This window comes from Gelidimonas denitrificans (assembly GCF_055694065.1).
In genome coordinates this window covers 2,392,741-2,417,973 of the sequence record NZ_CM146350.1, presented here as the reverse complement: position 1 = coordinate 2,417,973, position 25,233 = coordinate 2,392,741, and the positions used below count along the sequence as shown (strand labels likewise).

General features: G+C 56.8%; 25 protein-coding genes and 1 tRNA gene. 9 read left to right on the top strand and 17 right to left on the bottom strand.

What is annotated here, in order from left to right; all coding sequences use genetic code 11:
* Nucleotides 1-121 precede the first annotated feature (121 nt).
* From FKCLFG_RS11280 to FKCLFG_RS11250, 7 genes are all read left to right on the top strand, one after another.
* Nucleotides 122-1,666, top strand: coding sequence for a class I adenylate-forming enzyme family protein (locus FKCLFG_RS11280; RefSeq protein WP_472613188.1), 1,545 nt, complete (start codon nt 122-124; stop codon nt 1,664-1,666).
* A 40-nt stretch (nt 1,667-1,706) separates the two neighbouring features.
* Nucleotides 1,707-2,870: an ABC transporter substrate-binding protein gene (locus FKCLFG_RS11275; protein ID WP_472613187.1), complete on the top strand. Its 1,164-nt coding sequence runs from the start codon at nt 1,707-1,709 to the stop codon at nt 2,868-2,870.
* A 184-nt stretch (nt 2,871-3,054) separates the two neighbouring features.
* Nucleotides 3,055-3,927 (top strand): branched-chain amino acid ABC transporter permease, encoded by an 873-nt coding sequence (locus FKCLFG_RS11270; protein WP_472613186.1) that lies wholly within the window; start codon nt 3,055-3,057, stop codon nt 3,925-3,927.
* A 3-nt stretch (nt 3,928-3,930) separates the two neighbouring features.
* Nucleotides 3,931-4,881 (top strand): branched-chain amino acid ABC transporter permease, encoded by a 951-nt coding sequence (locus tag FKCLFG_RS11265; protein ID WP_472613185.1) that lies wholly within the window; start codon nt 3,931-3,933, stop codon nt 4,879-4,881.
* Entirely contained in the window at nt 4,868-5,581 is a 714-nt protein-coding gene (locus FKCLFG_RS11260; RefSeq protein ID WP_472613184.1) for an ABC transporter ATP-binding protein, read from the top strand. The genes FKCLFG_RS11265 and FKCLFG_RS11260 overlap by 14 nt, the downstream gene beginning before the upstream one ends.
* Nucleotides 5,574-6,281, top strand: a complete 708-nt coding sequence (locus FKCLFG_RS11255) for an ABC transporter ATP-binding protein (RefSeq protein WP_472613183.1) — start codon at nt 5,574-5,576, stop codon at nt 6,279-6,281. The genes FKCLFG_RS11260 and FKCLFG_RS11255 overlap by 8 nt, the downstream gene beginning before the upstream one ends.
* Nucleotides 6,282-6,325: 44 nt before the next feature.
* Nucleotides 6,326-7,150 (top strand): IclR family transcriptional regulator, encoded by an 825-nt coding sequence (locus tag FKCLFG_RS11250; RefSeq protein WP_472613182.1) that lies wholly within the window; start codon nt 6,326-6,328, stop codon nt 7,148-7,150.
* Between the two features lie 234 nt (nt 7,151-7,384).
* Here FKCLFG_RS11250 and FKCLFG_RS11245 read toward each other — a convergent pair.
* Nucleotides 7,385-7,471, bottom strand: a tRNA-Leu gene (locus FKCLFG_RS11245).
* 256 nt (nt 7,472-7,727) lie between these two features.
* Here FKCLFG_RS11245 and FKCLFG_RS11240 point away from each other — a divergent pair.
* The gene (locus FKCLFG_RS11240; RefSeq protein ID WP_472613181.1) at nt 7,728-8,957 is read left to right on the top strand and encodes a nucleoside recognition domain-containing protein; all 1,230 of its coding nucleotides are present in this window, start codon (nt 7,728-7,730) and stop codon (nt 8,955-8,957) included.
* A 155-nt stretch (nt 8,958-9,112) separates the two neighbouring features.
* Here FKCLFG_RS11240 and FKCLFG_RS11235 read toward each other — a convergent pair whose 3' ends face one another.
* From FKCLFG_RS11235 to FKCLFG_RS11170, 14 genes are all read right to left on the bottom strand, one after another.
* The gene (locus FKCLFG_RS11235) at nt 9,113-10,363 is read right to left on the bottom strand and encodes a multidrug effflux MFS transporter (RefSeq protein ID WP_472613180.1); all 1,251 of its coding nucleotides are present in this window, start codon (nt 10,361-10,363) and stop codon (nt 9,113-9,115) included.
* Between the two features lie 188 nt (nt 10,364-10,551).
* Nucleotides 10,552-11,760, bottom strand: coding sequence for a THUMP domain-containing class I SAM-dependent RNA methyltransferase (locus tag FKCLFG_RS11230; RefSeq protein WP_472613179.1), 1,209 nt, complete (start codon nt 11,758-11,760; stop codon nt 10,552-10,554).
* A gap of 123 nt (nt 11,761-11,883) precedes the next feature.
* The gene (locus FKCLFG_RS11225; protein WP_472613178.1) at nt 11,884-12,486 is read right to left on the bottom strand and encodes a DsbA family protein; all 603 of its coding nucleotides are present in this window, start codon (nt 12,484-12,486) and stop codon (nt 11,884-11,886) included.
* A gap of 20 nt (nt 12,487-12,506) precedes the next feature.
* Nucleotides 12,507-12,929, bottom strand: coding sequence for a CopD family protein (locus FKCLFG_RS11220; RefSeq protein ID WP_472613177.1), 423 nt, complete (start codon nt 12,927-12,929; stop codon nt 12,507-12,509).
* Nucleotides 12,930-13,013: 84 nt separating this feature from the next.
* The gene (locus FKCLFG_RS11215) at nt 13,014-14,279 is read right to left on the bottom strand and encodes a glutamate-5-semialdehyde dehydrogenase (protein ID WP_472613176.1); all 1,266 of its coding nucleotides are present in this window, start codon (nt 14,277-14,279) and stop codon (nt 13,014-13,016) included.
* Between the two features lie 264 nt (nt 14,280-14,543).
* Nucleotides 14,544-15,575, bottom strand: coding sequence for a DNA polymerase III subunit delta (holA, locus tag FKCLFG_RS11210; RefSeq protein ID WP_472613175.1), 1,032 nt, complete (start codon nt 15,573-15,575; stop codon nt 14,544-14,546).
* A 9-nt stretch (nt 15,576-15,584) separates the two neighbouring features.
* The gene (locus FKCLFG_RS11205) at nt 15,585-16,100 is read right to left on the bottom strand and encodes an LPS-assembly lipoprotein LptE (protein ID WP_472613174.1); all 516 of its coding nucleotides are present in this window, start codon (nt 16,098-16,100) and stop codon (nt 15,585-15,587) included.
* A 24-nt stretch (nt 16,101-16,124) separates the two neighbouring features.
* On the bottom strand, nt 16,125-18,764 hold the full coding sequence (gene leuS / locus FKCLFG_RS11200; RefSeq protein ID WP_472613173.1) for a leucine--tRNA ligase: 2,640 nt from the start codon (nt 18,762-18,764) through the stop codon (nt 16,125-16,127).
* Between the two features lie 71 nt (nt 18,765-18,835).
* Entirely contained in the window at nt 18,836-19,162 is a 327-nt protein-coding gene (locus FKCLFG_RS11195; protein WP_472613172.1) for a barstar family protein, read from the bottom strand.
* Nucleotides 19,163-19,293: 131 nt separating this feature from the next.
* Complete coding sequence (locus FKCLFG_RS11190; RefSeq protein WP_472613171.1) at nt 19,294-19,725, bottom strand: ExbD/TolR family protein; 432 nt, start codon at nt 19,723-19,725, stop codon at nt 19,294-19,296.
* Nucleotides 19,726-19,755: 30 nt separating this feature from the next.
* Entirely contained in the window at nt 19,756-20,442 is a 687-nt protein-coding gene (locus tag FKCLFG_RS11185; protein WP_472613170.1) for a MotA/TolQ/ExbB proton channel family protein, read from the bottom strand.
* 21 nt (nt 20,443-20,463) lie between these two features.
* Nucleotides 20,464-21,249 (bottom strand): energy transducer TonB, encoded by a 786-nt coding sequence (locus FKCLFG_RS11180; protein ID WP_472613169.1) that lies wholly within the window; start codon nt 21,247-21,249, stop codon nt 20,464-20,466.
* A 47-nt stretch (nt 21,250-21,296) separates the two neighbouring features.
* The gene (gene dapB, locus FKCLFG_RS11175; RefSeq protein ID WP_472613168.1) at nt 21,297-22,103 is read right to left on the bottom strand and encodes a 4-hydroxy-tetrahydrodipicolinate reductase; all 807 of its coding nucleotides are present in this window, start codon (nt 22,101-22,103) and stop codon (nt 21,297-21,299) included.
* Nucleotides 22,104-22,118: 15 nt separating this feature from the next.
* Nucleotides 22,119-22,724 carry an outer membrane protein assembly factor BamE gene (locus FKCLFG_RS11170; RefSeq protein WP_472613167.1) on the bottom strand — a complete coding sequence of 202 codons (606 nt, stop codon included), beginning with the start codon at nt 22,722-22,724 and terminating at the stop codon, nt 22,119-22,121.
* A gap of 193 nt (nt 22,725-22,917) precedes the next feature.
* Here FKCLFG_RS11170 and fur point away from each other — a divergent pair, with 193 nt between their 5' ends.
* On the top strand, nt 22,918-23,349 hold the full coding sequence (fur, locus tag FKCLFG_RS11165) for a ferric iron uptake transcriptional regulator (RefSeq protein WP_472613166.1): 432 nt from the start codon (nt 22,918-22,920) through the stop codon (nt 23,347-23,349).
* 66 nt (nt 23,350-23,415) lie between these two features.
* On the opposite strand, the gene hrcA is transcribed toward fur, so the two are convergent.
* Together hrcA and FKCLFG_RS11155 are read right to left on the bottom strand one after the other, a co-directional pair.
* On the bottom strand, nt 23,416-24,435 hold the full coding sequence (gene hrcA / locus FKCLFG_RS11160; protein WP_472613165.1) for a heat-inducible transcriptional repressor HrcA: 1,020 nt from the start codon (nt 24,433-24,435) through the stop codon (nt 23,416-23,418).
* 84 nt (nt 24,436-24,519) lie between these two features.
* Nucleotides 24,520-25,212 carry an HAD family hydrolase gene (locus FKCLFG_RS11155; protein WP_472613164.1) on the bottom strand — a complete coding sequence of 231 codons (693 nt, stop codon included), beginning with the start codon at nt 25,210-25,212 and terminating at the stop codon, nt 24,520-24,522.
* Nucleotides 25,213-25,233: the final 21 nt, after the last annotated feature.

Sequence of the window (25,233 nt, the reverse complement as noted above, 5' to 3'; positions counted from 1 at the left end):
ATTGATTTTTTATTTTTCTTATGACAGTATCGTTTGCCAGTTGCCTATGCATTGGATCGGTTCAGTCTCTTTCATACAGTCTGACTGGTGTGTGGTTTGCCTACGTTTCGAAGGAGAAAGCATGGATCAAAACGATGATTTGCCGGGCCTGCCGCGCCGCATCCATGAAGCTTTTTTGCCTTGGGTTGAGAAGAATTCGTCGCATGTCGCACTGACGGATGCGACCACCTCTCTTACCTACGGCGAAATGCCTGCCGTGGTGGATGCGGTGGCAGCACGTTTCAGGGATGCCGGCGTACGGGGTGGTGATCGGGTATTGCTGGTCGCAGAAAATTCGGTGGCGCTGGCGGTGTGTATTCTCGCCGTTAGCCGGCTTGACGCATGGTCGGCCACCGTCAATGCGCGTTTGTCGACACGGGAAATCGATAATTTCCTGTCGCACTCCGGTGCACGTGTCGCGATATATTTCAATCAGGTTTCGGCAGAAGCCGGCGCACATGGCCTGGCGCATGGCGCGCAGCCCGTGCAATGGCCGGGCATCGGTGAGGTCTTGCTCGGTCCGGTGAATCAGGACACAACGCCGGAGCCGGTCGAAGACGATGCAACACAGCAGGTTGCGGCCATGGTCTACACATCCGGTACCACAGGCTTACCCAAAGCCGTGATGCTAACCCACCGGAATTTGCTGTTTATCGGCGCCAACAGCAGAAATCTGCGGCGTTTGATGCCGACCGATACGGTATATGGCGTGCTGCCGCTGTCGCATGTATATGGTTTGTCCGCATTGCTGGTGGCTTCCTTGATGGGCGGCGCCACCTTGCGACTGGTACCGCGTTATCTAGCCGGCGATCTGGCGCGTGCATTGGCGCAAGAAGGCGTGACGGTACTGCACGGGGTTCCCGCCATGTTTGCAAAGCTGACCGAGTGGGGCAGCAGGACTGGCGCGGGTTTGCGAGCGCCGCATCTGCGGGTTGTCCAATCTGGCGGCGCGCCGCTGACGTTACCGGTAAAAGAAAAATTCGAAAAGACCTTTGGGTTAGTGCTGCAAAACGGCTATGGGATGACCGAGGCGGCCCCTTCCATCTGCCAGACCCGCATCGATGCGCCGCGCCGGGATTGCTCGGTGGGCCCCGCGATTCCCGGCATCGAGGTGTTGCTGCATGGCGCGGCGGACGATCCGGCTGGCATCGGCGAACTGTGGGTGCGCGGACCGAACGTGATGAAGGGTTATTACCGCGCGCCTGAACTGACGGCGGAAACCATCACCGAAGAAGGCTGGTTGCGTACCGGCGATCTGGCACGTATCGAACCTGATGGTGCGATTTTCATCGTTGGCCGCAGCAAGGAACTGATCATCCGTTCGGGCTTCAATGTGTATCCGATCGAGGTCGAGCAAGTCCTGAATGCCTATCCAGGCGTCGTGCATTCCGCCGTCGTGGGGCGCGATGTGATCGGGAATGAAGAGGTGGTAGCGTTCATCGAAACAGCCCAGGGCACTGACATCGATCTCGATGCGCTCAATGCCTATTTAAGGGACAACCTTTCATCTTACAAAATGCCATCAGAGATTGTCGTTCTCGATTATTTGCCCGCTACTGCCACTGGAAAAGTTCTGAAAAAAGAATTACAGCAACTTGCTGCGGCACGAACAAGCACTGCACATTGACCATTCTTGAGTCATTTTATTTATCATAAAAGGAAGAGACATGAAATTCCAACTGCGCAATATCATCGGACTCAGCGCCGCTCTGCTGGCAATCTCGGCCAGCGCTGAAGAGTTCAAGGTGGGCGCCCACATGCCGTTGACAGGTGGTCTGGCACGTTCGGGCGCCGGTTTCCAGGAAGGCATCCAAACCGCCATTGATATTTTCAACCGTACCAACGGCAAGCACAAGATCAAGCTGGTGATGATCGACGATGAATCGGCGCCTGCAAAAGCGGTGGCCGCGGTCGAAAAACTCGCATCGGAAAACGTCACGTCCATCATCGGCGGCTATGGTTCCAACATCATCGGACCGGCATCGGATGCCGCCAATCGCCGCAAACTGACTTACATCACAGCCGGCGGCGTCAGCGACGAACTGACTCAACGCGGCTACAAAACTTTTTTCCGTATCAACAACACGCGCGGCTATGAGTTGGCGATTGAGAAGTTATTGGAAGAAATGAAGGCGAAATCGGTAGCGATCGTCTATTCAACCAAGGAAGCGACCACCCAATTGGCCAAGGGCCTGGAAAAATCTTTCGCCACAAAGAAAATCAAAGTGACGATGCATGCATTCGATCCTGCGATTACCGATTTCAAACCGGTGATTAACAAGATCAAGTTGCTCGATAAGCCGGAAGTCATCTTCATGAGCGGCTATGAAAACGATTACGTTGGCATCCTCCGTGCCGCCAAAGTGTTGAAGCCGGAAATAAAATCGATCGTTGGCGTCTGGTCGCTGGCTACTCCCAAGATGGCATCCGACTTTCCGGACCTGATGCCGAACGTGATCGGCACCGCGTTGCTGCCGTACCCGGTTGAATACAAAACGCCTGAAGGCAAGCAGTTTGCCGACACCTACAAAAAACTATTCAACAAGGATGTCGATTACCTGGCGCAGTTCGGCTATGTCGAGGCCAGCCTGTTGTTTGAAGCGATTGCACGCGCAGCCGACAACGGTAGCCTGAAGAAAGAACACGGCTTGTCCGATGAGCTGCGCAAGTCCAACCGCGACACGCTGATCGGCAAGGTCGTGTTCGACGCCAATGGCGACAATCCGAATTTCAAGCACCGGATGGGTCAGCATCAGAACGGCAAGGTCGCCATCGTGTCGCCAGCTGCGGAAGCGACAGCACCGCTCAAATATCCGGGCTCGCCTTGGTAGGTGGGTAAGTGGGGTTTGGCAAGATTTTCATTCCGAACGTTGCTCTTGAGTGGTCCATTCCCAGCTAAAGGGGAATGGGATAACCATGACGTGGATTGCACTGGCTTTGCTAATTCCATTTATAAATCAAACGTGCACTTTGTCGCCTTTCGCGCAGAACTTAATCTGATCACCTAAAGCAATCATGTCAGAACTCATTCTACAATCCCTTTATTCCGGCACCCTGGTCGGCGGCATCTATGCATTGATCGCGCTTGGGCTTTCGCTTTCGTTTGGCACGATGCGCATCATCAATCTGGCGCATGGCGAGCTGGTGCTGCTGGCCGCATATGTCGCCTACACAGTGGAACGCCGGTTCGGGGTCAACCCGATACTGGCATTGCCGCTTGCGTTAGCGGTTGTATGCAGCTGCTCGGCAATCGTTTATTTTCTGGTTGCCAGGATCAAGCGCAACCGGGAACTCAATTCGCTGATGCTGACGTTTGCGCTCGGTGTGATCCTGACCAATGCAGTGCTGCTGATATGGAAAAGCGATATCCGCTCGACCGCTTCCACCTCGATGCAGAAAGCGATTCAGATCGGCAACCTGTACAGCATGTTCAGCGAGCTGATGTTTTTCGTGTTGAGTCTGCTGGTGGCGCTTGTACTCGGCTGGTGGCTGTCGCGCAGTTGGTATGGCCGCGCAGTGCGTGCAGTATCGTCGAATCGCGATGCGGCAAAACTGATGGGCATCAACCCGGCGAAAGTCGAACTGGTGTCATTCCTGGTTGCCGGCGTGCTGGCAACCATTGCCGGTATTGCGATATTTTCGACCGGCGTTATTTCACCGCCGCTCGGCCATTCGCTCACCGTAAAAGCTTTCATCATCACGGTGCTGGCCGGCGTCGGATCGGTGCCGGGTGTCGTTCTGGCAGCTTTCCTGCTCGGTATTACCGAATCATTGACCGTCACGTTATTTAGTTCCGCATTGCAGGAACTGGCTGGCATGGTGCTGTTTTTGATTGTCTTATTCATTATGCCGAACGGTCTGTTCGGCGCCAAAGCGCGTCGGGGATAATCCATGAAAAAATTCTTGTGGGTGGCGGTCGCCATTCTCTATTTGCTAGTTCCTGCGCTATTGAAAGGCAATAGCTATATTCTCAGCCTGACCGTATCGTCGCTGATCGTGGCCGGTATCGCGGTTGCATGGGCGTTGCTCGGTAACTTGGGCGGCATGGTCAGCTTCGGTCATGCGGCGTTTTTCGGTATCGGCGCTTATGCATCGGCGCTTCTGACCATGAAAGCGGGCTGGCCGGTGTTGCTCGCGATTCCGGCGGCCGGGGTCTGTGCATCGGTCGCATCGCTGGCAATGCTGCCGGCACTCAGATTATCCGGGCCGTATTTTGCGCTGGTGATTTTGGCTTATGCGCATATCTTCCGGATTTTGGCGACCCAGTTTACCTCGGTGACAGGCGGATCGGGCGGGATATCATCGATTCCCGGTTTGCCAAATGTGCCGGGGCTCGATGTCCTGGCCGGCCTCGGCCCGTATTTTCTGGCGCTGACGCTGGTGCTCGCTTTTTGCGTGATTTATGCCACTGTGCGCCGCAGCGATTATGGCGTTGCGTTGCGCGCAATGCACGATAGCGAAGATGCGACGCGGGTGGTCGGCGTCAATAGCGTGATGCTCAAAGCCTGGATGCTGCTGTTGTCGGCATGCATGACCGGCATGATCGGCGCCTTCAATGCGCACATCATCAATTTTCTGGAGCCTGATTATGCGTTCAACAGTTCATGGAGCGTGCTGCCGATCGTCGCCGCGATCTTCGGCGGTTACCGCACGGTCACCGGACCGATGATCGGCGCCGTCGTGATTTATATGGTCGATCAACTGGTATTCAAGGCGATGTTGTCGTCCGGCCACCAGATCATCCTGGGCGTGGTGCTAGCCGCGATGATTCTGTTTGCGCCCGACGGCTTGCTTTCCTTATTTAAAAAACGACAAACGGGAGGAAAACGTGCTGAGGCTTGATAACGTGACGATTCAATTTGGCGGCCTGACAGCATTGAAGGATGTGCACTTTACAATGGGTGGCGATCAACTGGTTGGGCTGGTAGGGCCGAACGGCGCCGGCAAAACCACGCTGTTCAATGCGATTTCCGGACTGGTCAAGCCGACGCAGGGGCAGATCGGCTTCGATGGGATCGACATCAGCCGCAAGCCGCTGTATACCCGCGCCCGGATGGGCATCGGGCGCACCTTCCAGATTCCGCAGCCGATGCATGAATTGACGGTGCGCGAAAATCTGGTGGTGGCGCAGCGCTTCGGCAACGGCAAGGTCGATCACGCCCGCATCGACGAACTGCTGGCATTCATGGATCTGTCGGCGCAAGCCGAGCGCGATGCGGCAACCGGTCTCGCGCTGCAGGAATTGAAGCGGCTGGAAGTAGCAAAGGCATTGGCGACCGAACCGAAACTGCTGCTGCTTGATGAAGTGTTGGCGGGGCTGGAAACCAATGCCAAACGCTATTTCACCGCCAAGCTGGAAGAATTGCATCGCACATTCAAAATCGGCATCCTGATTATCGAACACGATATCGAAACGATATCCACCTTGTGCCAGCGGATCGTAGTGCTCAATTTCGGTCAGGTCATCGCCGACGGCACGCCGGATATCGTGTTCCGCGATCCTGAGGTGATCAAGAGTTATACCGGAGCAGCGCATGCTTGAGATTAAAAATCTGCGTGCCGGCTATGGCGCGATCAACGTATTGTGGGATGTGAATCTGGATTTCAAGGAAAACCACCTGACGGCAATCGTCGGCCCCAACGGCGCCGGCAAATCGACGCTGCTGAAAACCATCATGGGCCTGATCGCGCCCAGCCAAGGTGAGATCGTGCTGCGCAATGAAGCATTATCCGGCCGCCGCACCTGGGACATGGCCGAACTGGGCATCTCCCTGATTCCCGAAGGCCGCCTCATATTCCGCGACATGAGCGTCGAGGAAAACCTGACGCTTGGTTCCTTTCCCAAAAAACAGCGTGCATCGCTGGCGCACAATCTCGAACGCGCTTATGCAATGTTTCCCAAGCTGAAGGAACGGCGCAAACAAATGGCCGGTTCGCTGTCAGGCGGCGAAGCGCAAATGGTCGCCATGGCGCGCGGGTTGATGGCGGAACCGCGCATCCTGTTGATCGATGAACCGTCGCTCGGTCTGGCACCTGTGATCGTCCAGGAAATTTTCGGTATTTTGCGCAAGCTCAAACAGGATGGCGTCACGATCGTGCTGGTCGAGCAAAATACGCACTTGGCGCTCGACGTGGCGGATCATGTCTACATGATGCGCAGCGGCCGGGTTATTCTGGACCAGCCGGCTGATCAGGTTGACATCGGAAAATTGCACGAGCTGTACTTTGCACTCGAAGCCTGATGCGGCGTAACATCTCATTTTTTGGCACCCACACCTAAAATATCATGCAGGAAGAGAACCAAGAAAATCGCAACCTTGTTGCTACCAAATCGAATGCCAAGGAAGACCGGCATTTCGTCACCGCGCTTGCCAGAGGTTTGGACGTGCTGGCATGTTTTCGCTCGAGCGACAAGCTGCTGGGAAATCAGGAACTAGCCGAACGTAGCAAGCTGCCAAAATCCACCGTCTCGCGATTTACCTATACCTTGACCAAGCTAGGTTATCTGCACTACGTCGAGAGCGTCGGCAAATATCGGCTGGGATCGGCGACGCTGGCGCTTGGCAGTGCCATGCTATCAAAACTGGATGTGCGTCAACTGGCGCGTCCCTACATGCAGGAAATTGCTGATTTTTCGCAAGGCATGGTTTCCCTTGGCATGCGGGACCGTCTCAGCATGATTTACATCGAGAATAGCCGCAGCCAAACTGCGCTGACACTCAGCCTAGATGTAGGATCTCGCATCCCGGTTGCGACGACGGCGATGGGACGCGCTTACCTTGCAGTAGTCTCTGACAGCGAGCGTAACGACATCCTTGAACGCGTGCGTGAACTCGATGAATTAGCCTGGCCCAAGATACGGGACGGCGTAATGCGTGCCATTGAAGAGTACCGGACCATAGGTTGCTGCACCTCATTCGGTGACTGGCAAAAAGATGTTAATGCGATTGCGGTTGCGTTTAAACCGAACGATGGGATGGCGCCGCTATCGATTAATTGCGGCGGCCCCGCATTTAATTTGTCACCGGAATTTTTATTGAAAGAGGTACAGCCACGTTTGATCGATTTGGTTGATCGATTACAGCATTCTTTGTTAGACGGTTCCAGTTAAGGGCGTTTTATGGAGCTTAGCTTGTCTGCATAGCGTGTCGTTTAACGGCGTTGTCTTCGGCTTGATATCGGGCGTGGATTTTTCCTGTTTTCGATTACCCAACCCACCCAGATTTACTCCAAAAAATAGTTTGGTGGTAATGGTTATTGGCGGTCAACGATGGACAACAAAAAACCCAGTTACCTGTGAAGGTACTGGGTTTCTGGTCTAACTTGACGGTACTTACTATTCTGTTGGTGCCGGGAGCCGGAATCGAACCGGCACGGTGTCTCCACCGCGGGATTTTGAGTCCCGTGCGTCTACCTATTCCGCCATCCCGGCAACGCATCCGCAATTATCACCGATGAACGCCGTATATGCAACAATTTCATGCGACTGGCGTGGGTATACGTGAATCCGAAAGCGTATCATCGCGGCCTTGATCTACAGAATTCGCCTTGGTACATTCAAGCACGATGAAATTCATAAAAATGCGCGAGGCCTATGGGCAGCAGGAAAAACTTGTGTGTTGCAACTTGATGGATTACAGATGATTATTCTGTCGCCCCGCTTTCATTCATAGGATACTGCCGCGTCCATGCTCAATCTTATCTGGATCAGTTTTTTTATCGTGGCTTTCCTTACCGCTTGCGTGCAAGCGGTATTTTTTGGCCAGCTTGATATCTTTTCTGCGATTGTCAGGGCGATGTTCGATAGCTCCAAAACAGCGTTTGAAATTTCGCTTGGGCTCACCGGCGTGATGACGCTCTGGCTCGGGATTATGAAAATCGGCGAGAACGCCGGATTCATGGCTGCACTGGCGCGCGCGCTGAATCCTTTGTTCTCCCGGATATTTCCGGCTATTCCGGCCAATCATCCGGCGCTCGGCGCGATGACGATGAATATTGCGGCCAATATGCTGGGTCTGGACAATGCCGCCACCCCGATGGGATTAAAAGCGATGCAGGAGCTGCAGACGCTGAATCCGGACAAGGATACCGCCAGCAATGCGCAGATCCTGTTTTTGGTGATCAATACCGCATCGGTGACGCTGTTTCCGGTCACTGTCTTTGCCTATCGGGCCCAGCTCGGCGCTGCCGACCCGACCGATGTCTTCATTCCGATTTTGATCGCGACCTATATCTCGACCCTGTTCGGTTTTATTGCGGTGGCGCTGGTGCAAAAAATTAACTTATTCGATCGCGTGATTCTGACTTACATGGTCGTGTTAAGTCTGCTGGTGGGCGGCCTGACGCTGTGGTTTGCGCATTTATCCGCGGCACAGATGCAGGCGCAATCTTCGTTGATTAGCAATTTTCTGCTGTTGTTGCTGGTGGTGGTGTTTATCGGTGGCGCAGCGCTGAAGCGAGTCAATGTGTATGACGCTTTCATCGACGGCGCCAAGGAAGGTTTTGCTACCGCGGTGCGGATTATTCCGTATCTGGTCGCGATGCTGGTCGGGATCGCTGTGCTCAGGGCCAGCGGCGCACTTGACTTGTTGATGAATGCGATACGGTATGCAGTCGCCGGCATCGGCTGGGATACCCGTTTTGTCGATGGGGTGCCGACCGCATTGATGAAAACCCTGTCGGGTAGCGGCGCGCGCGGAATGATGATCGACACCATGAAAACGCAGGGTGCGGATTCGTTCGCCGGCCATCTGGTGTCGGTGATACAAGGCAGCACCGAAACCACGTTTTATGTACTGGCGGTGTACTTCGGCTCGGTCGGCATCAAGCATACACGCCACGCGGTCCAGTGCGGACTGTTTGCCGACCTGGTTGGTTTTATCGCGGCGGTGGCGGTGACTTACCTGTTTTTTGGCTAGGCTTCGTTACTATTGAGTCTCCTATAAGGGACTTCCAAACCGAGGTGGTTCTTGTCGGAGCGCACCTGGACGCGACCAACGGCTGCAGTCTGGCGACTGCTTCGCGCCCGGGTGCGCTCCTACAAAATCGCATTATTTTGTTCTTGATCCGATTCTCATACATTCAGGCTCGGATATGCAGATTTGATGCGATAACGGCGGCCGGCCAGCCAGCAGATTAGTCCGGCAAGGGCAAAACCGAGTTGGCCGAGCGCCAGCCAGAGCACCGACGTACTGAGCAGTGGTGCGATGATGCCGGCAACCAAAGCTGCCAGCATGGTTTGGAAGAAGGATTGGCAGGAAGCGACGATGCCGCGAATATCCGGAAACAGATCCATTACCATCAGCATCACTCCGGGAGCCGCGACCGACATGCCAAAGGTATATAGCATCAGAGGCACCACCGACCACGGCAATGCCGGCGGCAGGAATAGATGGTATGCGACGTTGAACAAGCCGGCACCGATTAAAAAGGCGTATCCGACCATAACCTGCTGCGGGATGGTGATGCGGCCGGCCAACTGGTTGGCGCTAAATGCGCCCAGAAAAATCCCTGCCACGGTGGGAATGAATTGCCAGCCGAATTGATGTGTGCCTAATCCGAGGTGTTGGGTAATGAATACCGGTGCGGCCGCGACATACAAAAACAAGCCGGCAAAATTGAAAGCAAGCGTGCCCGCCTTGAAATGAAATGGCAGCGAGCGAAAAACTTTTTGGTAGCTCACCGATAAAAATTTCAGATTAAACGGTTGCCTATTTTCAGGCGGCAGCGATTCCGGCAAATTGCGGTAGCAATACCACAGCAGCAGCGCACTGTAGGCGAACATGAATAGAAAAATCGCGCGCCAGTCCAGCAACAAGACAATCCAGCCGCCAATCAGCGGAGCAATTGCCGGCGCGATCGAAAAAATCATCGTCACCAGCGACAACAGCCGCTGCGCCGGAGCGCCGGTATACAGGTCGCGGATGATGGCGCGGCCGATCACCACGCCGGCACCGGATGACATGCCCTGCAGGATGCGAAACGCCCACAAATATTCAACGCTGTGGGAAGCAGCGCAACCGAGCGAGGCCAGCGCGAACACCACCAGCGCGCCGAGGATGATGTTGCGCCTGCCAAAAGCGTCGGACAACGCGCCATGCCACAGAATCATGACGGCGAAGGAGAACATGTAGGCAGTGAGCGTTTGCTGCACTTCCATCGGACTGGCTTGCAGCGCGGCCTGCATGCTGGGGAAGGCCGGCAAGTAGGTGTCGACCGAAAATGGGCCGAGCATGGACAGCGCAGCCAGCATCAATGCCAGGCCGCCGGAGCCCAGCAGCGCAACCCGGTTTATGGCTGGAGGAGGGCTGGTTTCAGATGACATGGTGGGGATTCTTTCTGATAGGGGCGGTTCAGGCTGCTGCAGAACCGTTCGCCCTATTTTAAATATATAAAGGAATACATGGGAGTATATGTAAATATTGCCATGTTCCCGCACTATTTTTATAGCACTTCAAAAATACATTATTCAGTATATTTTAAACATCAAAATATCCGGAAAAAAGCGCTGCCTCAATGTTCTTTGGGCTTGGCTTCTTCGCGCCGGTTAAAGCCGGCCACCATGTCGAAGCGGAACAGCCGGCATTCCAGCGCGCCGTTGAAGAACGGCGTCTTGCGCGCTTCTTTCAAGCGCAGCATTTTGGGTACGGTCAGGTCGGCCGAGAACAGGAATACTTTCCAGCCGGCGAAACGCTGCTTCAGCGTAGTGCTGAATGCGCTGTAAAAAGCGCCGGTCATTTCGTCGGCTTCGATGGTGCTGTCGCCGCGCACGCCGATCCGTTCGCCGTATGGCGGGTTGGTCAGCAGGATGCCGGGAATCTCTGTTGGCGGCTTGATTTCCTGCGCTTCAATTTGCTTGAGCGGCACTTCGAACAGGATGCCGGCGTTGCGCAGATTTTCGCGCGTCATCGCAATCGCGTCGCCGGAAATGTCGCTGCCGAAAATGCTCGGTTCGGTCGGTAGCGGCAGCGGCTTGACGTTGCCCTTGATGGCGAGCCAGGCGGCGCTATCGAAGCCGTGGAATTTTTCGAAGGCGAACGAGCGCCGGGCGCCGGGCGGGATGCCGGCGATCATTTGCGCTGCTTCGGCCAGGATGGTGCCGGAGCCGCACATCGGGTCGAACAGCGGGATGCCGGGCTTCCAGCCGGCCACCCGCAACAATCCTGCTGCCAGGTTTTCGCGCAGCGGCGCGTCGCCGGTATCGAGCCGCCAGCCGCGCTTGAACAAGGCTTCGCCGGAGGTGTCGAGATACAGCGTGAAATGGCGCGCATCGAGAAAGCCGACGATGCGGATGTCCGGGTTGTGGGTATCGACCGATGGCCGTTTGTCGAACTGGTCGCGGAAACGGTCGCAAATCGCATCCTTGATCTTGAGCGTCGTAAATTCAAGGCTGCGCAGCGGCGACTTGATCGCCGTGACATCGACCCGGATCGTATGGTCGACGCTGAACCAGTCTTCCCATTCCTGCGCCAGCGTCAGGTCGTAGATATGGTTTTCATTCAGGTAACTGATGTGCGCCATGCGCATCAGCACGCGCGAAGCGATGCGCGAATGCAGGTTGACCTGGTAGGCATCGGTCAGCTCGCCCGAGCAATGCACGCCGCCGGGAACCTGATTGTGGACCTTGAGCGTCGGCGTGTATTGTTGGCCGATTTCGAGCAGTTCTTCAGCCAGTGCTGCTTCCAGGCCGCGTGGGCAAGGACAAAAATAGGAGTGTGCCATGGGGGAACCCTTTATCCGTTATGTTGCAAAATTATTCAGGCGCAGCGCCAACCCCGATGGCTGGCACTGCTATATGAAATGGTAGGGTGCGCTATGCGCACCCTACATTATTCTCGTTTTCGTTTATTTCAAAAATGCCCGCTCGACGAAGTCCAGCCGGTCCTGGCCCCAGAATCCTTCGCCGTTGACGACATACCACGGCGCGCCGAATACGTTGGCGGCAATGGCGTCGTCGGTGAAACGGTCGAACTGTGCCTGGACACTGGCGGTTTCGGAAGATTTCAGTAACATTTTGCCGTCATGCTCGCATTCCGCCGCAATGCCGGCGAGCGTATCCGCGTCCGCGATGTTTTTCTGCTCAGACCATACCGCCCGCATGATCGCGCCGGCCAGCACCATCGCCGCCTCGGTGCCGTGCGCCAATTGTGTTGCGATGATGAGTTTGGCTGCGGCATTGTCGGCAACCGGAAAGAATTTCGGTTGCAGATTGAGCGGCAACTCCAAATGATCGCTCCAGCGCTGCAATTCGACTAGCCGGTATGCCTGGCGCTGCGGCGCACGTTTGGTCAGCGGCAGGCCGCCGGAAAGGCTGAACACCTTGCCCAAGTCGCACGGTTTGAGGTCAATCTGCACGTGGTATTTCTTTGCCAGCGCGGCAAAGCGCGCATGGCCCAAATAGGCGAAAGGCGATTGCGGCGAAAAGTAATATTCACAAGTATTGGTCATGGCAAGCTCCAGCTAGATGTTCAGAATGGTTTAACAACGACCAATACGACGGCCGCCAGCAAGGCGATCACAGGGATTTCATTGAACCAGCGGAACCAGGTAGGACTGCGCGTGTTGCGCCCCAATTCGAACTTCTTTAGCATCAGGCCGCAGGAATGGTGGTAGCCCAGCATCAGTAACACCACCGCCAGTTTGGCATGGAGCCAGCCATTGCCCGGGCCCTTGCCAATACCGAAACCCAGCCATAGCCACAGGCCGAAGATCACGGCGGGAATAGCGAGAATGGTCATGAAACGGTACAGTTTGCGCGCCATCATGATCAGGCGAGTGGTTGCAATCGGTTCAGTTTCCAGCGCCAGGTTGACGAAAATGCGCGGCAAATAAAACAGGCCGGCGAACCAGGAAGCGACGAAGACGATGTGCAGCGATTTGATCCAGAGCATGCGGATTCCTTATAGAGCTTGTTAATGGTGTGCCGGTGTAATTTTTATGGCACGCGTTTTACGACACGCGTTTTACGATGTATTTTATTGGCGAATTTCGCCGTGGCCGAGCACGATGTATTTCATCGAGGTCAAGCCTTCCAGTCCGACCGGGCCGCGCGCGTGCAATTTATCGTTCGAGATGCCGATTTCCGCACCCAGGCCGTATTCGAAACCGTCGGCAAAACGGGTCGAGGCATTCACCATCACTGACGCCGAATCGACTTCGCGCAGGAAGCGCATCGCACGCGAATAGTCTTCGGTAATGATGGCGTCGGTATGGCGGGACGAATACGTGTTGATGTGCTCGATGGCTTGCTCCATGTCTTCGACGATTTTGACCGCCAGAATCGGCGCCAGGTATTCGGTTTCCCAGTCTTCCGGGGTGGCGACAGCCAGATGCGGGTAGCCGGCCAGAATTTCGCGGGCGGCAGCGTCGGCGCGCAATTCCACTTGCTTGCCGGCATACAGTGCGGCCAGTTGCGGCAGCACCTCGGCCGCGATGCTGCGCGCTATCAGCAGCGTTTCCATCGTGTTGCAAGTGCCGTAGCGGTGGCATTTGGCGTTGAAGGCAACCGCGGTGGCCTTCTCGATATCCGCCTTGTCGTCGATGTATACGTGGCAGATGCCGTCCAGATGCTTGATCATCGGCACCCTGGATTCGCGCATCAGGCGCTCGATCAAGCCTTTGCCGCCGCGCGGCACGATGACGTCCACATATTGCGGCATGGTGATCAGTTCGCCCACCGCGGCGCGGTCGGTGGTTTCGACGATTTGCACCGCGTCCTGCGGCAGTCCGGCGGCAGCCAGCCCTTCCTGGACAATTTTTGCCAAAGCTTGGTTACAGCGAATCGCTTCCGAACCACCGCGCAGAATGGTCGCATTGCCGCTCTTGATGCACAAACCGGCAGCGTCCACCGTCACGTTCGGGCGCGCCTCGTAAATGATGCCGATCACGCCCAGCGGCACCCGCATCTGGCCGACCTGGATTCCGCTCGGGCGGTATTTCAGGTTGGAAATTTCGCCGATCGGGTCGGACAGGGCGACGATCTGCTCCAGCCCTTCGGCCATGGTCGCAATCGCCTGCTCGGACAAGCTCAGTCGATCCAGCATCGCGTCAGTCAGGCCGCTGGCGCGTGCCGCCGCCATATCCTGTTGGTTGGCTGCGCGCAGCAATGCGGCATCGCGCCGGATGGCGCCGGCAATCGTCAGCAGCGCCTGATTTTTGGCGGCAGTATCGGCTTTGGCCATGGCGCGGGAAGCGGTCCGGGCCTTTTGGCCGAGGTCGTGCATGTATTGTTTGATATCCATGATCTCTTTTTTTAAGCGTTTTCTTAATGGCTATTGCTACGGCATTGTCCACGAAAGACACGAAAGATACGAACAGGCATCAGGGCGCAATGCATTTCGTAAAAAATAGGGAGTACCATAATTTTTATGGCAATTACCGCATATATAGTTGCGGTTATAAAAAATACTGCCATTGATACGAAGTACCGTAGGGCGGCTGCAACCCGCGCGCACTCGGATTTTGCGCGGGTTGCACCCGCCCTACTTATTGATTGCTGCGTTTTCTTAATAACCGCGTGCTACTTTCAAGCCCAATTGCAGTAATGCGTCCCAGGCGTCGCCGGAAAATGCCGGGGCGCGCAAGCCTTTGATCATCTTATCGACTTGTGCCGCTTCCTGCAGTGCGGCCTCCAGCGTTTTCAGCGACAGCCGCCGCAGCGCCGGCTGCATCAGCTTTTCGCGCGGGCCCCAGATCCGGTATTCTTTGAGCAACTGGCCCAGCGCCCGGCCTTGTTCTATGCCCGACTTCAGCTTGAGCAGCGTGCGGATTTCTTCGCTGACCGCCCACAATACCAGCGGCAGCGCTTCGCCTTCGCCTTGCAAGCCTTCCACCATGCGCGCCAGCCGCAGCGCATCGCCGCCCAGCATCGCTTCGTTGAGCTTGAACACATCGTAGCGCGCCACATTCAGCACCGCATCCTGGATTTGCTCGAAACTCAGTTTGCCCGGCGGATGCAGCAGGCCGAGTTTCTGGATTTCCTGGTGGGCCGCGAGCAGATTGCCTTCTACCCGGTCGGCGATGAAGTCGACGCTGTGGCGCTCGGCGCTCTGTTGTTGCGCGGCCAGCCGGATGCCGATCCAGGCCGGCAGTTGCGCGCGTTCGACCAGTGCAATCTCGATATACACGCCGGCCTGTTGCAAGGCGTTGACCCAGGCGGATTTTTGCGTGGCCCAGTCGAGCTTGGGCAGCGTGACGATGGTGACGGTATCGGCCCCGGTTTGGCCGCCCACGGCAGCGCAATACTGTTGCAACGCTTGCCCGCCGTCCTTGCCCGGCTTGCCGGTCGGGATACGCAGCTCGATTAGTTTTTTGTCGCCGAACAGCGATTGCGACTGGCTGGCGGCGAGCAATTCGCCCCACTTGAAGCTGCGCTCCACGGTCAGCACTTCGCGTTCGGAGAAGCCCTGCGCGCGCGCCGCCTTGCGGATCTTGTCGGCCGCTTCCAGCGCCAGCAAGTGCTCGTCGCTGGTGACTACATACAGCGCCGCCAGCGGCTTGGCCAGATGCGCATCCAGTGCATCAGGTCGCAGCTGCATCGGATGTCCTCATTGCAGGATTTGGATAGCGGACAGGCGCCGCTGTATCTGCGCCACCAGATCGCTCTGCATGTCGCGGTACAGCATCGCTTCTTCGCTTTCCTTGGCCAGCGTTTGCGTATCGTCGTAGTTGATGTCGCGCGCCAGCCTGATCTCGGTAGGCGCCAGCAATTCATTGTTGCTGCCATCCCTGACGCGGAATTTGAACGTATAAATCAAGGTGTATTCGCGTACCCGGCCCTGGCTATTGAGGGATAGCACGGATTTTTCGCGCGTCTCAGACAACACATCCAGAATCGCCTCCGCCTCCTTGGCGTCGGGCACGACGGCGGTATTGCCGGCGCCCCGGATGCTGCGCTTGAGCGCATTACCCAGGGTGGAGGTGTCGGCAAAGCCGAGATAAATCGTCTTGAACGGCATTGCCATATCGCTGGCCCCGCGCAAATGGAAACCGCAGGCGGACAGCATCGCAGCCAGCAGCAGGCCAAGGGCGTATTTCAGTAGTGCAGGGCGAGCTGGCATCATGGGTTTTTCCTGAAGACAATAAGGTTAGGCAACGATGTTGACCAGCTTGCCTGGCACCACGATGATTTTTTTTGGTGTGCCATCAAGGTAGCGCTGGACATTTTCATTGGCCAGGGCGGCGGCTTCGATCGTCGCCTTGTCGGCATCTTTCGCAACCGTGATGCTGCCGCGCAGCTTGCCGTTGACCTGGATCATCAGTTCGATTTCAGCCTGTTCCAGCGCAGCCGGATCGACCTGCGGCCAGGCTGCATTCAGGATGTCGCCATGCGCAGCGGCAAAGCCGAGTTCCTGCCATAAGGCATGCGTGATGTGCGGCGCGACCGGATACAGCACGCGCAGGAATATCGACAAGCCCTCTGTGATGACTGCACTGGACGCCGCGCAGTCATCGAGCTTGGCGGCTTCCAGCGTATTCAGCATTTTCATGCAGGCCGAGACCACGGTGTTGTACTGGATGCGTTTCAGGTCGTGATCGGCCTGCTGCAAAATCTTGTGGATTTCGCGGCGCAGGGTTTTTTGTGGATTGTTCAGTTGCGCCCAGTTGGTCGAGGTTGCCACTGTCAGCCGGCCCGCTTGCGCGTAGGCGAAGGCCCACACGCGGCGCAGGAAACGGTTGGCACCTTCAACGCCGCTGCCCGACCATTCCAGCGTCTGCTCCGGCGGCGAGGCGAACATCGTAAACAGGCGGGCGGTATCGGCGCCGTACTGGTCGATCTGGGCTTGCGGATCGATGCCGTTGTTTTTCGACTTCGACATCTTTTCGGTGCCGCCGATGGCAACCGGCTGGCCGTCGGATTGCAGTTTGGCGGCCAGCGGACGGCCTTTTTCGTCCAGTTCCAGCGCAATGTCTTCCGGGTTGTACCAGGTCTTCTTGCCGCTGGCCTCTTCGCGGTAATAGGTTTCGTTGAGCACCATGCCTTGCGTGAGCAGGTTGACGAACGGTTCGTCGAACTTGACCAGGCCGAAGTCGCGCATGATCTTGGTCCAGAACCGCGCATACAGCAGATGCATCACGGCATGTTCGATGCCGCCGATGTACTGGTCCATCGGCATCCAGTAATCGTTGCGCGCATCGACCATGCCGGCGGTTGCGCCGGGCGAGGTGTAGCGCATGTAATACCAGGACGAATCGACGAAGGTATCCATGGTGTCGGTTTCGCGCCGCGCCGGTTTGCCGCAGCGCGGGCAATCGACATGCAGGAATTGCTCGTGCTTGTTGAGCGGGTTGCCGCTGCCGTCCGGTACGCAGTCTTCCGGCAACACTACCGGCAAATCCTGTTCCGGCACCGGCACCGCGCCGCAATCGTCACAGTGGATGATCGGGATCGGCGTGCCCCAGTAGCGCTGGCGCGAAATGCCCCAGTCGCGCAGCCGGTAAGTGATTTTCTTTTCGCCCAGACCGAGAGCGGCCAGGTCGGCGGCAATCGCATCGACCGCGTCCTGAAACCCCAGGCCGTCGTATTTTCCGGAATCCACGCAATGGCCGATTTCCTTGTTGCCGTACCAGTCGTGCCAGGTTTCCTCGGAAAATATTTGGTCGTCGGCCGCAATGACTTGCCGGATCGGCAATAAGTATTTGTGCGCAAACGCGAAATCGCGCTCGTCATGCGCCGGCACGCCCATCACCGCGCCGTCGCCGTAGGTAATCAGCACGTAATTGCCGACCCAGACGTCGATCAGCTGCCCGGTCAACGGATGATTGACTTGCAAGCCGGTCGGCATGCCTTTCTTTTCCATCGTCGCCATGTCGGCTTCGGCCACGCCGCCCAACTTGCATTCGGCGATGAATTCGGTCAGTTCGGGATTGTTGGTCGCGGCAAAAGCGGCCAGCGGATGTTCCGGTGCCACCGCGCAGAAGGTCACGCCCTTGATGGTGTCGACACGGGTGGTAAATACCCACAGCTTGCCGTCCTGGATCAGCTTGCCGTCGGCATCCTGGATGTCATGCGGGAAGGCGAAGCGCACGCCGGTCGATTTGCCGATCCAGTTGGTTTGCATCAGGCGCACGCGCTCGGGCCAGCCGGGCAGCTTGTGATCGACGTACTCCAGCAACTCCTCGGCGTAATCGGTGATCTTGGCGTAGTACATCGGAATTTCGCGCTTTTCGATCAGCGCGCCGGAGCGCCAGCCGCGGCCGTCGATCACCTGCTCGTTGGCCAGTACGGTCTGGTCGATCGGGTCCCAGTTCACGGTGCCGGTCTTTTGATAGATGATGCCTTTTTCCAGCATCTTCAGGAACATCCACTGGTTCCATTTGTAGTATTCGGACGTGCATGCAGTCATTTCGCGCGACCAGTCGATCGCCAGCCCCATCGATTCCATCTGCTGCTTCATGTGGGCGATGTTGGCGTAAGTCCATTGCGCCGGCGGCACGTTGTTGGCCATCGCGGCATTTTCGGCCGGCATGCCGAACGCATCCCAGCCCATCGGCATCAGCACGTTGTAGCCGTTCATGCGCAGATAGCGGTACATCACGTCATTGATGGTGTAGTTGCGCACATGGCCCATGTGCAGCTTGCCGGAGGGGTAGGGCAGCATCGAGCAGGCGTAATACTTGCCCTTCGGAAAACGCGGGTCGTGTTCGACCGCTTTGTAGGCGTCGATTGCTTTCCAGTGCTGCTGTGCGGATTTTTCGACGTCGGCGGGGCTGTATTTTTCTTGCATGACGGATCCGGCTTTAAGTGGCTGTGAGCCGCACATTATACCGGTTCAATCCGGCGCAATTGCGGTGCCGCTCAGAGCAGGATCAGTTCCAGCGCCGGTTTTTCGCCGTAATCGGCGTAGCGGTCGTTGATGGCTTCGATGCAGAAAGCCAGATCGTCGAGAATTTCAGGCGCCTGCGTGCGCAAGCGTTCGGCGTGCTGCACTTCGATGCGCAAAACCTCATCCGGTTTCAGGCGGAATGTCGACATGCCGTCATCGTCGCGCAGGTAACTCAGGCAATCGACCCAGGCATTCATGTTGCGGCCGTAAAATTCGGGAAATCCGAACACGCGCTGGCTTTCGTTGTGGAAAGCCTCCCAGCTGGTGATGGCTTCACCGTTCAGGCTGACTGTAGGCATGCTGTCACTCTCCTTTCTGTTAATAAAATTTATGGGGGTATGCCAATAAACATGGCATTTTCCGCAATATTTAATTTGGATTTAAAAAATACATAATTCAGTATGTGATTTTTCCTGATGCGTTGCCTTATTCATCGCCCTGATTCACTCGTTTTTGCATCGGTGACGAAGCCGAGCTTGGACAGGCCGTTGCTCTGCGCTGCCGCCATCACCTGTGCGATGACTTCGTAGCGGGTTTCCTTGTCGGCGCGCAGCTGCAGCTCGGGCTGCGGCTGCTTCTGCGCTGCAGCCGCGAATTTGGCCGGCAGTCCAGCCTGATCGATGGCTTGATCGTTCCAGAAAATCTTGCCGGCGCCATTGATCGAGAGTGAAATCGTCTCGGGCTTCTCGGGCGCTGGCGCCGATTGCGCGCTCGGCAAATCAAGCTTGATTGCATGAGTGAACAGCGGCGCCGAGAGGATGAAAATCACCAGCAGCACCAGCATCACGTCCACCATCGGCGTGACATTGATTTCTGCCATCGGGGCCTGGTGCCGGTTGTCGTTGAATCCGCCGAAAGACATGGTGTACTCCAATAAGGTTTAATTGCCGATTTATTTTCCGACCCGTGCGCCGGTGGTCAGGTAAGCGTGCAAGTCGTGGGCAAAGGCATCGAGTTCGGCCAGCGTGATGCGGTTGATGCGGGTGAACGCGTTATACGCCAGCACCGCAGGAATTGCCACCACCAGCCCGAGCGCGGTCATGATCAGCGCTTCGCCGACCGGGCCGGCAATCTTGTCGATCTGGATGGTGCCGGCGGCGGACACTGCGATCAGCGCATGGTAAATCCCCCATACGGTGCCGAACAGGCCGATGAAGGGGGCGGTGGAGCCGACCGAGGCCAGCAGAGTCAGGCCATTTTCCAGTCGCGACGAAACGCGGTTGATTTCCTGGCGCAAGGTGCGGGTAATCAGTTCGCTCGGATCGGTGGCGGCATTGAGCGAAGCGGCAGTGTCGGTTTGCTGGTGCAGATTGGCAGCCTCGACGCCTTGCGTGGCGAGTGGGGTGAAAATATTTTCACTGTCTTGCTGCCGGATGACGGTGACGGCATCGGACAGCGTGGGCGCTTTCCAAAAACCTGGGAGCGCCGATGCGGCCTTGCGGATGCGCCATGCGCTCCACGTTTTGGACAGGATGTAATACCAGCTGCTAATCGACATCAGCAACAAGACATAGGCGGCCGCGTGGCTAATAGCATCGCCTTGCGACCAGTAGTGGGCGAGTCCGAGGGTTTGATTCATGGCGGTTTAGATGAAATTACGTTAATCCTGCAGTGTATAGGGAATGGAAATCTCATACCACTCTGCAACGGGTTTTCCGTCTTGGGTGGCGGGCGCAAATCGCCAGTCTCGTGCCGCCGCAAGCGCGGACTGATCGAGCAGCGGATAGCCGCTGGATTGCTTGATGCGCACGGCACCGGCAGTGCCGCCGGCATTGACCAGCACGCGCAGCACCACGGTGCCTTGCTCATTGTAACGGCGCGACAGCAGCGGGTAATCGGGCTTGCGATTGCGGGCCGCATAGGCGGCGGGAATCGTCACACTGGTGGCGTTGGCAGCACTGGCGCCGCCGGTTTTGGCAGCAATCGGCGGCGCGTCAGGAGCGGCTGCCGGCGGCGCATTTGGCGTGGAATTTTGCATTGAAGACGGCTCGGACGGGGCGCTTTGTTGTTGCGACTGCGGCTGCGGTGGTGCGGTGGGTGCGGCCAATATCTGCGGCTGTTGCGATAGGTCCGGAACCAGTTTTTGTGCAGCGGTCGGCCGTCGGGGCTGCGCCTTTTGTTGCGGCACAATTTTTGGTGCGGTTTTTGGCCGTTTCGGGAACGCGCTGTTTTTGGCTTGCGGTGATTCTTGCAGGGCGGCTTCCGGCTTGCTGGCGGCAGCTGAAGCTGGGCCGTGCAGGGCGACGATCAGGATTGGATCGCGCTGATCCGGTTTGGCTGGAGGTGTCAGCCAGATCGTCGCCGCTGCAATGAGTGCGAGATGCAGCGCTATTGTGCCCAGCAGCGCGACAATTGTGGTGCGCTGTGGGTTTTTGCCGGTAGTCATTGAAATTCAACGGAAGTCATCGGCCAAACCGGCAAGCGGATACAAGCCTAGCGTAGTCCGAGCACGTCCTGCATGTCGTACAGGCCGGTGGATTTATCGGCCAGAAAACGCGCCGCCCGCAACGATCCGTGCGCATAGGTCACGCGGCTGGACGATTTGTGGCTGATTTCGATGCGCTCGCCAATGCCGGCGAACAGCACGGTATGGTCGCCGACGATATCGCCGCCGCGAATGGTGGCGAAGCCGATCGAGGATGGGTCGCGGGGGCCGGTGACGCCTTCGCGCGCATATACCGCGCATTCATCCAGGTTGCGGCCGAGCGCGCTGGCGATGACTTCGCCCATCTTCAGCGCGGTGCCGGACGGCGCATCCACCTTGTGGCGGTGATGCGCTTCGATGATTTCGATGTCGTAGCCTTCGGTAAAACTTTTAGCTGCCATTTCGAGCAACTTCATCGTCACGTTGACGCCGACGCTCATGTTGGGCGCGGACATGATGGCGATTTTTTGGGAAGCGGCAAGAATTGCTGCCTTGCCGGCTTCATCGAAACCGGTTGTCCCGATAATCATCTTGACGCCGTGCGCAGCGCAGTATTCCAGATGCTTGAGAGTGCCTTCCGGGCGGGTGAAATCAATCAGGTATTCCGCGCCCGCCAATCCCCTGGCCAGATCGGATTCGATCAATACGCCTTGCGGTGCGCCCAGAAAAGCGCTGGCATCGGTGCCGATGCCAGGCGCTTGCGCGATGTCCAGCGCGCCGGTCAGCGTGGCGTCAACTGCGTTGTGGATGGCTTCAATCAGCATCCGGCCCATGCGGCCGGATGCGCCGGCGACGGCGATTTTCATTTGGTTCATGCGATTTTCAGGTAATTATTTTGGGGCAGCGACGCTGGTGGGAGCGGCTTTGGGTGCAGCGGCTTCGGGCGCTTTGTCTTTTGGCGGGTTGCCCGCTATGCGCGCGAGATAATCCTCTTCCGTAGGCAAATCGCCACCTTCAAAGCGCTCCACCAGATCATTTTTGAAATACACCGTCACGCGGCTGGTGGTGACTTCGCCGTTGCCTTTTTGCATGCGAAATGGGTAATACCAGCGGTCGTCGTGGAAAATATCGCTCAACATCGGTGTACCCAGCACGAAGCGCACCTGATCGTGCGTCATGCCTTCCTTGAGTTGAGAGATCATTTCTTTCGAGACGAAATTGCCCTGCTGAATATCGATCTTGTAGAGCGAGAAAGCGCCCAATACACGCGCCATCCCGGTCGGGCCGCTAGTTCGGGTGCCGGTGGCGGCGTCAAGCGGTTCCGCCGCAGCGGTTTTGGCCGGGGCTGCATCCGTTGTCTTTGCCTTGGCTGCAGGCGCATCATCCATCAGTGGATTCTTGGAGGCGCATCCTGCTAGCACTAAGCACAAACTGCCGATCAGCAGCAAGGCAAGGGAAGATGGGGCGCGGGTGAAGTGGGGGTGCAGCAATCGCATAAGGTATCTCAATTCAATTGTGCTAAAACACATAATGATAAAACAGAACTGCCCGAATCTTACCTGAAGCGGCTGGTTAACTCATCGCGGCCCTGCATATCGGATGCATGCATTGTCAGTCCACGTTATGATTTCAACTTTCGTACCGTTCCAAGGGACGGGGTTTCAAACCGGATTTAGTTTTACGACAACCATGAACAAAAACCCCAGTGATTTAAAAGCCAGCGGGCTCAAGGCAACCTTGCCGCGTCTGAAAATTCTCGATATTTTTCAGAACAGTGCAGTGCGCCACCTGACGGCCGAAGATGTATACAAGGTATTGCTGACTGAAAATATGGATGTCGGTCTGGCTACTGTGTATAGAGTCCTGACACAATTCGAACAGGCTGGGTTGCTCAATCGCAACCACTTCGAGACCGGTAAAGCCATATTCGAACTCAACCAAGGATCGCATCACGATCACCTGGTGTGTTTGGACTGCGGTCGGGTGGAAGAGTTCTACGATGAGGAAATCGAGAAACGCCAGCAGAAAATTGCTGCTGAACGCGGTTTTCGCATCTCTGAGCATGCGCTGGCGCTGTACAGCAATTGCATCAAGGACAATTGCCCGCATCGCAATAAGTGATGCAGTGCGTAGGATGGGTTTCACCCATCCTACTGTGCTTCAAATCTTTAATGCAACGTGCGTAACCTAATGACTTAATGCATGCGACAGCAGTTTGGCCGTGATATTCACCATCGGTATCACGCGCTCATACGCCATGCGGGTCGGCCCGATTACGCCTAATGTGCCGACAACGCGGCCGTTGACTTCATAGGGCGCGGTGACGATGCTGGTGTCATCCATCGGCATCAGTTGCGATTCGCCGCCAATGAAAATCTGGACCCCGGTGGCCTTGCTGGAAATATTGAGCAATTGCATCAGGCTGGTTTTCTGCTCGAACATGTCGAACAGTTTGCGCAGCGAATTCATGTTGGCGGCCAGGTCGCTTACGCGCAGCAGGTTACGCTCGCCCGCGATCACCATATCTTCGCTGTCATCCGTCATCGCTTCGCTGCCGGCTTCCACCGCTGCCTGCATCAGGCGCGTCATGTCGTCACGCAGGCTGCGCAATTCGCTTTGCAGCCGCCCGCGCACTTCGTCGAAGCTCAGTCCACCGTAATTTTGATTGATGTAATTGGCGGCCTGCACCAATTGCGCCGGCGTGTAATCAACGTCCGTCAGTAGCAGGCGGTTCTGCACATCGCCGCTCGGGCTGACGATGACTAGCAGCACCCGTTTATCGGACAGGCGCAGAAATTCGATTTGCTGAAACACCGATTCATGCCGCTGCGTCAGCACCACGCCGGCGAATTGCGACAGGGAAGACAGCACTTGGGCGGCATTGGCAATGATTTTTTGCGGCGATTTTCTGGACAGCGTAGTTTGCATCCGGGACTCGACCGCTGCTTCGTCAAAGGCTTGCAACGTCAATAGGGTGTCGACGAAAACCCGGTAGCCGCGCGGCGTCGGCACCCGGCCGGCCGAGGTGTGCGGGCTGGCGATGAAGCCCATCTCCTCCAGATCGGACATGACGTTGCGGATGGTGGCAGGCGACAAATCCAGCCCCGATAGTTTCGACAAGGCACGCGAGCCGATTGGCTGGCCGTCGGCGATATAGCGTTCGACCAGGGCCTTGAGCAGAGTTTGTGCGCGAATATCGAATTGCATAGGTTTATAGGAAGCAAGTTGATATGTACATCGGGAAGCGATATCGGGACAGCGGTTACAACTAACAAGTTGCCGCCAGCAATATTATGCGCCCATCGCGTCAATCAGCCAGCGGTCGAGTTCGTGCAGCGTGGTGCAGACCGCGTCCGGGCGGCACTGTTCGGGCAGGCTGCGCTCAAAACGGTTCATCCAGACGCCATGCATTCCCGCATTTTGCGCACCCTGGACATCCAGCAGAAGGTCGTCGCCGACATACACCGCTTGCTGCGGCTGGATTTCGAGGGCTGCGCAGGCCGCATGAAAAATCTGCGGATCGGGTTTGGCGCGACCGAAACGGTGCGCTGCAATCGAGGCCTGGAAATGGTGGGCGATGCCGATAGCTTGCAAGTCGGCAAAACCGTTCGAGATCGAACCCACCGCCAGCCGCGTATTGAGCTTGGTCAGCCCCGGCACCACATCCGCAAACGGTGTCACCGCATTGCGGGCAGTGGAAAAAACCACCATTGCATGATCCACCAGAGCAACATCTGCGCCTACTTGGCGGAATGCCTCGCAAAGTGTCGCATGGCGCAAGCCCCAGAGGTCGATCTGGTAACGCGGCTCAGTCTGCATCAGCGCTTGCCGCCGGGTGCGCAACATGTCGATCGAATAGCGCCCGGCCACCGCCGGCGCATGCGTGAGCAGCCATCCGTGCAACACTTTTTCAGCCTGTTCTAGCACTGGAACAATCGGCCACAAGGTGTCATCGAGGTCGAACAGTACAGCTTTGATCGGCATTTTCAAAATCGTTAACTTTCA

What these genes read in the sequence shown, in the direction of transcription:
- FKCLFG_RS11280 (WP_472613188.1), top strand. Translation starts at nt 122, where the DNA reads ATGGATCAAAACGATGATTTGCCGGGCCTGCCGCGCCGCATCCATGAA.
- FKCLFG_RS11275 (WP_472613187.1), top strand. Translation starts at nt 1,707, where the DNA reads ATGAAATTCCAACTGCGCAATATCATCGGACTCAGCGCCGCTCTGCTG.
- FKCLFG_RS11270 (WP_472613186.1), top strand. Translation starts at nt 3,055, where the DNA reads ATGTCAGAACTCATTCTACAATCCCTTTATTCCGGCACCCTGGTCGGC.
- FKCLFG_RS11265 (WP_472613185.1), top strand. Translation starts at nt 3,931, where the DNA reads ATGAAAAAATTCTTGTGGGTGGCGGTCGCCATTCTCTATTTGCTAGTT.
- FKCLFG_RS11255 (WP_472613183.1), top strand. Translation starts at nt 5,574, where the DNA reads ATGCTTGAGATTAAAAATCTGCGTGCCGGCTATGGCGCGATCAACGTA.
- FKCLFG_RS11250 (WP_472613182.1), top strand. Translation starts at nt 6,326, where the DNA reads ATGCAGGAAGAGAACCAAGAAAATCGCAACCTTGTTGCTACCAAATCG.
- FKCLFG_RS11240 (WP_472613181.1), top strand. Translation starts at nt 7,728, where the DNA reads ATGCTCAATCTTATCTGGATCAGTTTTTTTATCGTGGCTTTCCTTACC.
- FKCLFG_RS11235 (WP_472613180.1), bottom strand. Translation starts at nt 10,363, where the DNA reads ATGTCATCTGAAACCAGCCCTCCTCCAGCCATAAACCGGGTTGCGCTG.
- FKCLFG_RS11230 (WP_472613179.1), bottom strand. Translation starts at nt 11,760, where the DNA reads ATGGCACACTCCTATTTTTGTCCTTGCCCACGCGGCCTGGAAGCAGCA.
- FKCLFG_RS11225 (WP_472613178.1), bottom strand. Translation starts at nt 12,486, where the DNA reads ATGACCAATACTTGTGAATATTACTTTTCGCCGCAATCGCCTTTCGCC.
- FKCLFG_RS11220 (WP_472613177.1), bottom strand. Translation starts at nt 12,929, where the DNA reads ATGCTCTGGATCAAATCGCTGCACATCGTCTTCGTCGCTTCCTGGTTC.
- FKCLFG_RS11215 (WP_472613176.1), bottom strand. Translation starts at nt 14,279, where the DNA reads ATGGATATCAAACAATACATGCACGACCTCGGCCAAAAGGCCCGGACC.
- holA (WP_472613175.1), bottom strand. Translation starts at nt 15,575, where the DNA reads ATGCAGCTGCGACCTGATGCACTGGATGCGCATCTGGCCAAGCCGCTG.
- FKCLFG_RS11205 (WP_472613174.1), bottom strand. Translation starts at nt 16,100, where the DNA reads ATGATGCCAGCTCGCCCTGCACTACTGAAATACGCCCTTGGCCTGCTG.
- leuS (WP_472613173.1), bottom strand. Translation starts at nt 18,764, where the DNA reads ATGCAAGAAAAATACAGCCCCGCCGACGTCGAAAAATCCGCACAGCAG.
- FKCLFG_RS11195 (WP_472613172.1), bottom strand. Translation starts at nt 19,162, where the DNA reads ATGCCTACAGTCAGCCTGAACGGTGAAGCCATCACCAGCTGGGAGGCT.
- FKCLFG_RS11190 (WP_472613171.1), bottom strand. Translation starts at nt 19,725, where the DNA reads ATGTCTTTCGGCGGATTCAACGACAACCGGCACCAGGCCCCGATGGCA.
- FKCLFG_RS11185 (WP_472613170.1), bottom strand. Translation starts at nt 20,442, where the DNA reads ATGAATCAAACCCTCGGACTCGCCCACTACTGGTCGCAAGGCGATGCT.
- FKCLFG_RS11180 (WP_472613169.1), bottom strand. Translation starts at nt 21,249, where the DNA reads ATGACTACCGGCAAAAACCCACAGCGCACCACAATTGTCGCGCTGCTG.
- dapB (WP_472613168.1), bottom strand. Translation starts at nt 22,103, where the DNA reads ATGAACCAAATGAAAATCGCCGTCGCCGGCGCATCCGGCCGCATGGGC.
- FKCLFG_RS11170 (WP_472613167.1), bottom strand. Translation starts at nt 22,724, where the DNA reads ATGCGATTGCTGCACCCCCACTTCACCCGCGCCCCATCTTCCCTTGCC.
- fur (WP_472613166.1), top strand. Translation starts at nt 22,918, where the DNA reads ATGAACAAAAACCCCAGTGATTTAAAAGCCAGCGGGCTCAAGGCAACC.
- hrcA (WP_472613165.1), bottom strand. Translation starts at nt 24,435, where the DNA reads ATGCAATTCGATATTCGCGCACAAACTCTGCTCAAGGCCCTGGTCGAA.
- FKCLFG_RS11155 (WP_472613164.1), bottom strand. Translation starts at nt 25,212, where the DNA reads ATGCCGATCAAAGCTGTACTGTTCGACCTCGATGACACCTTGTGGCCG.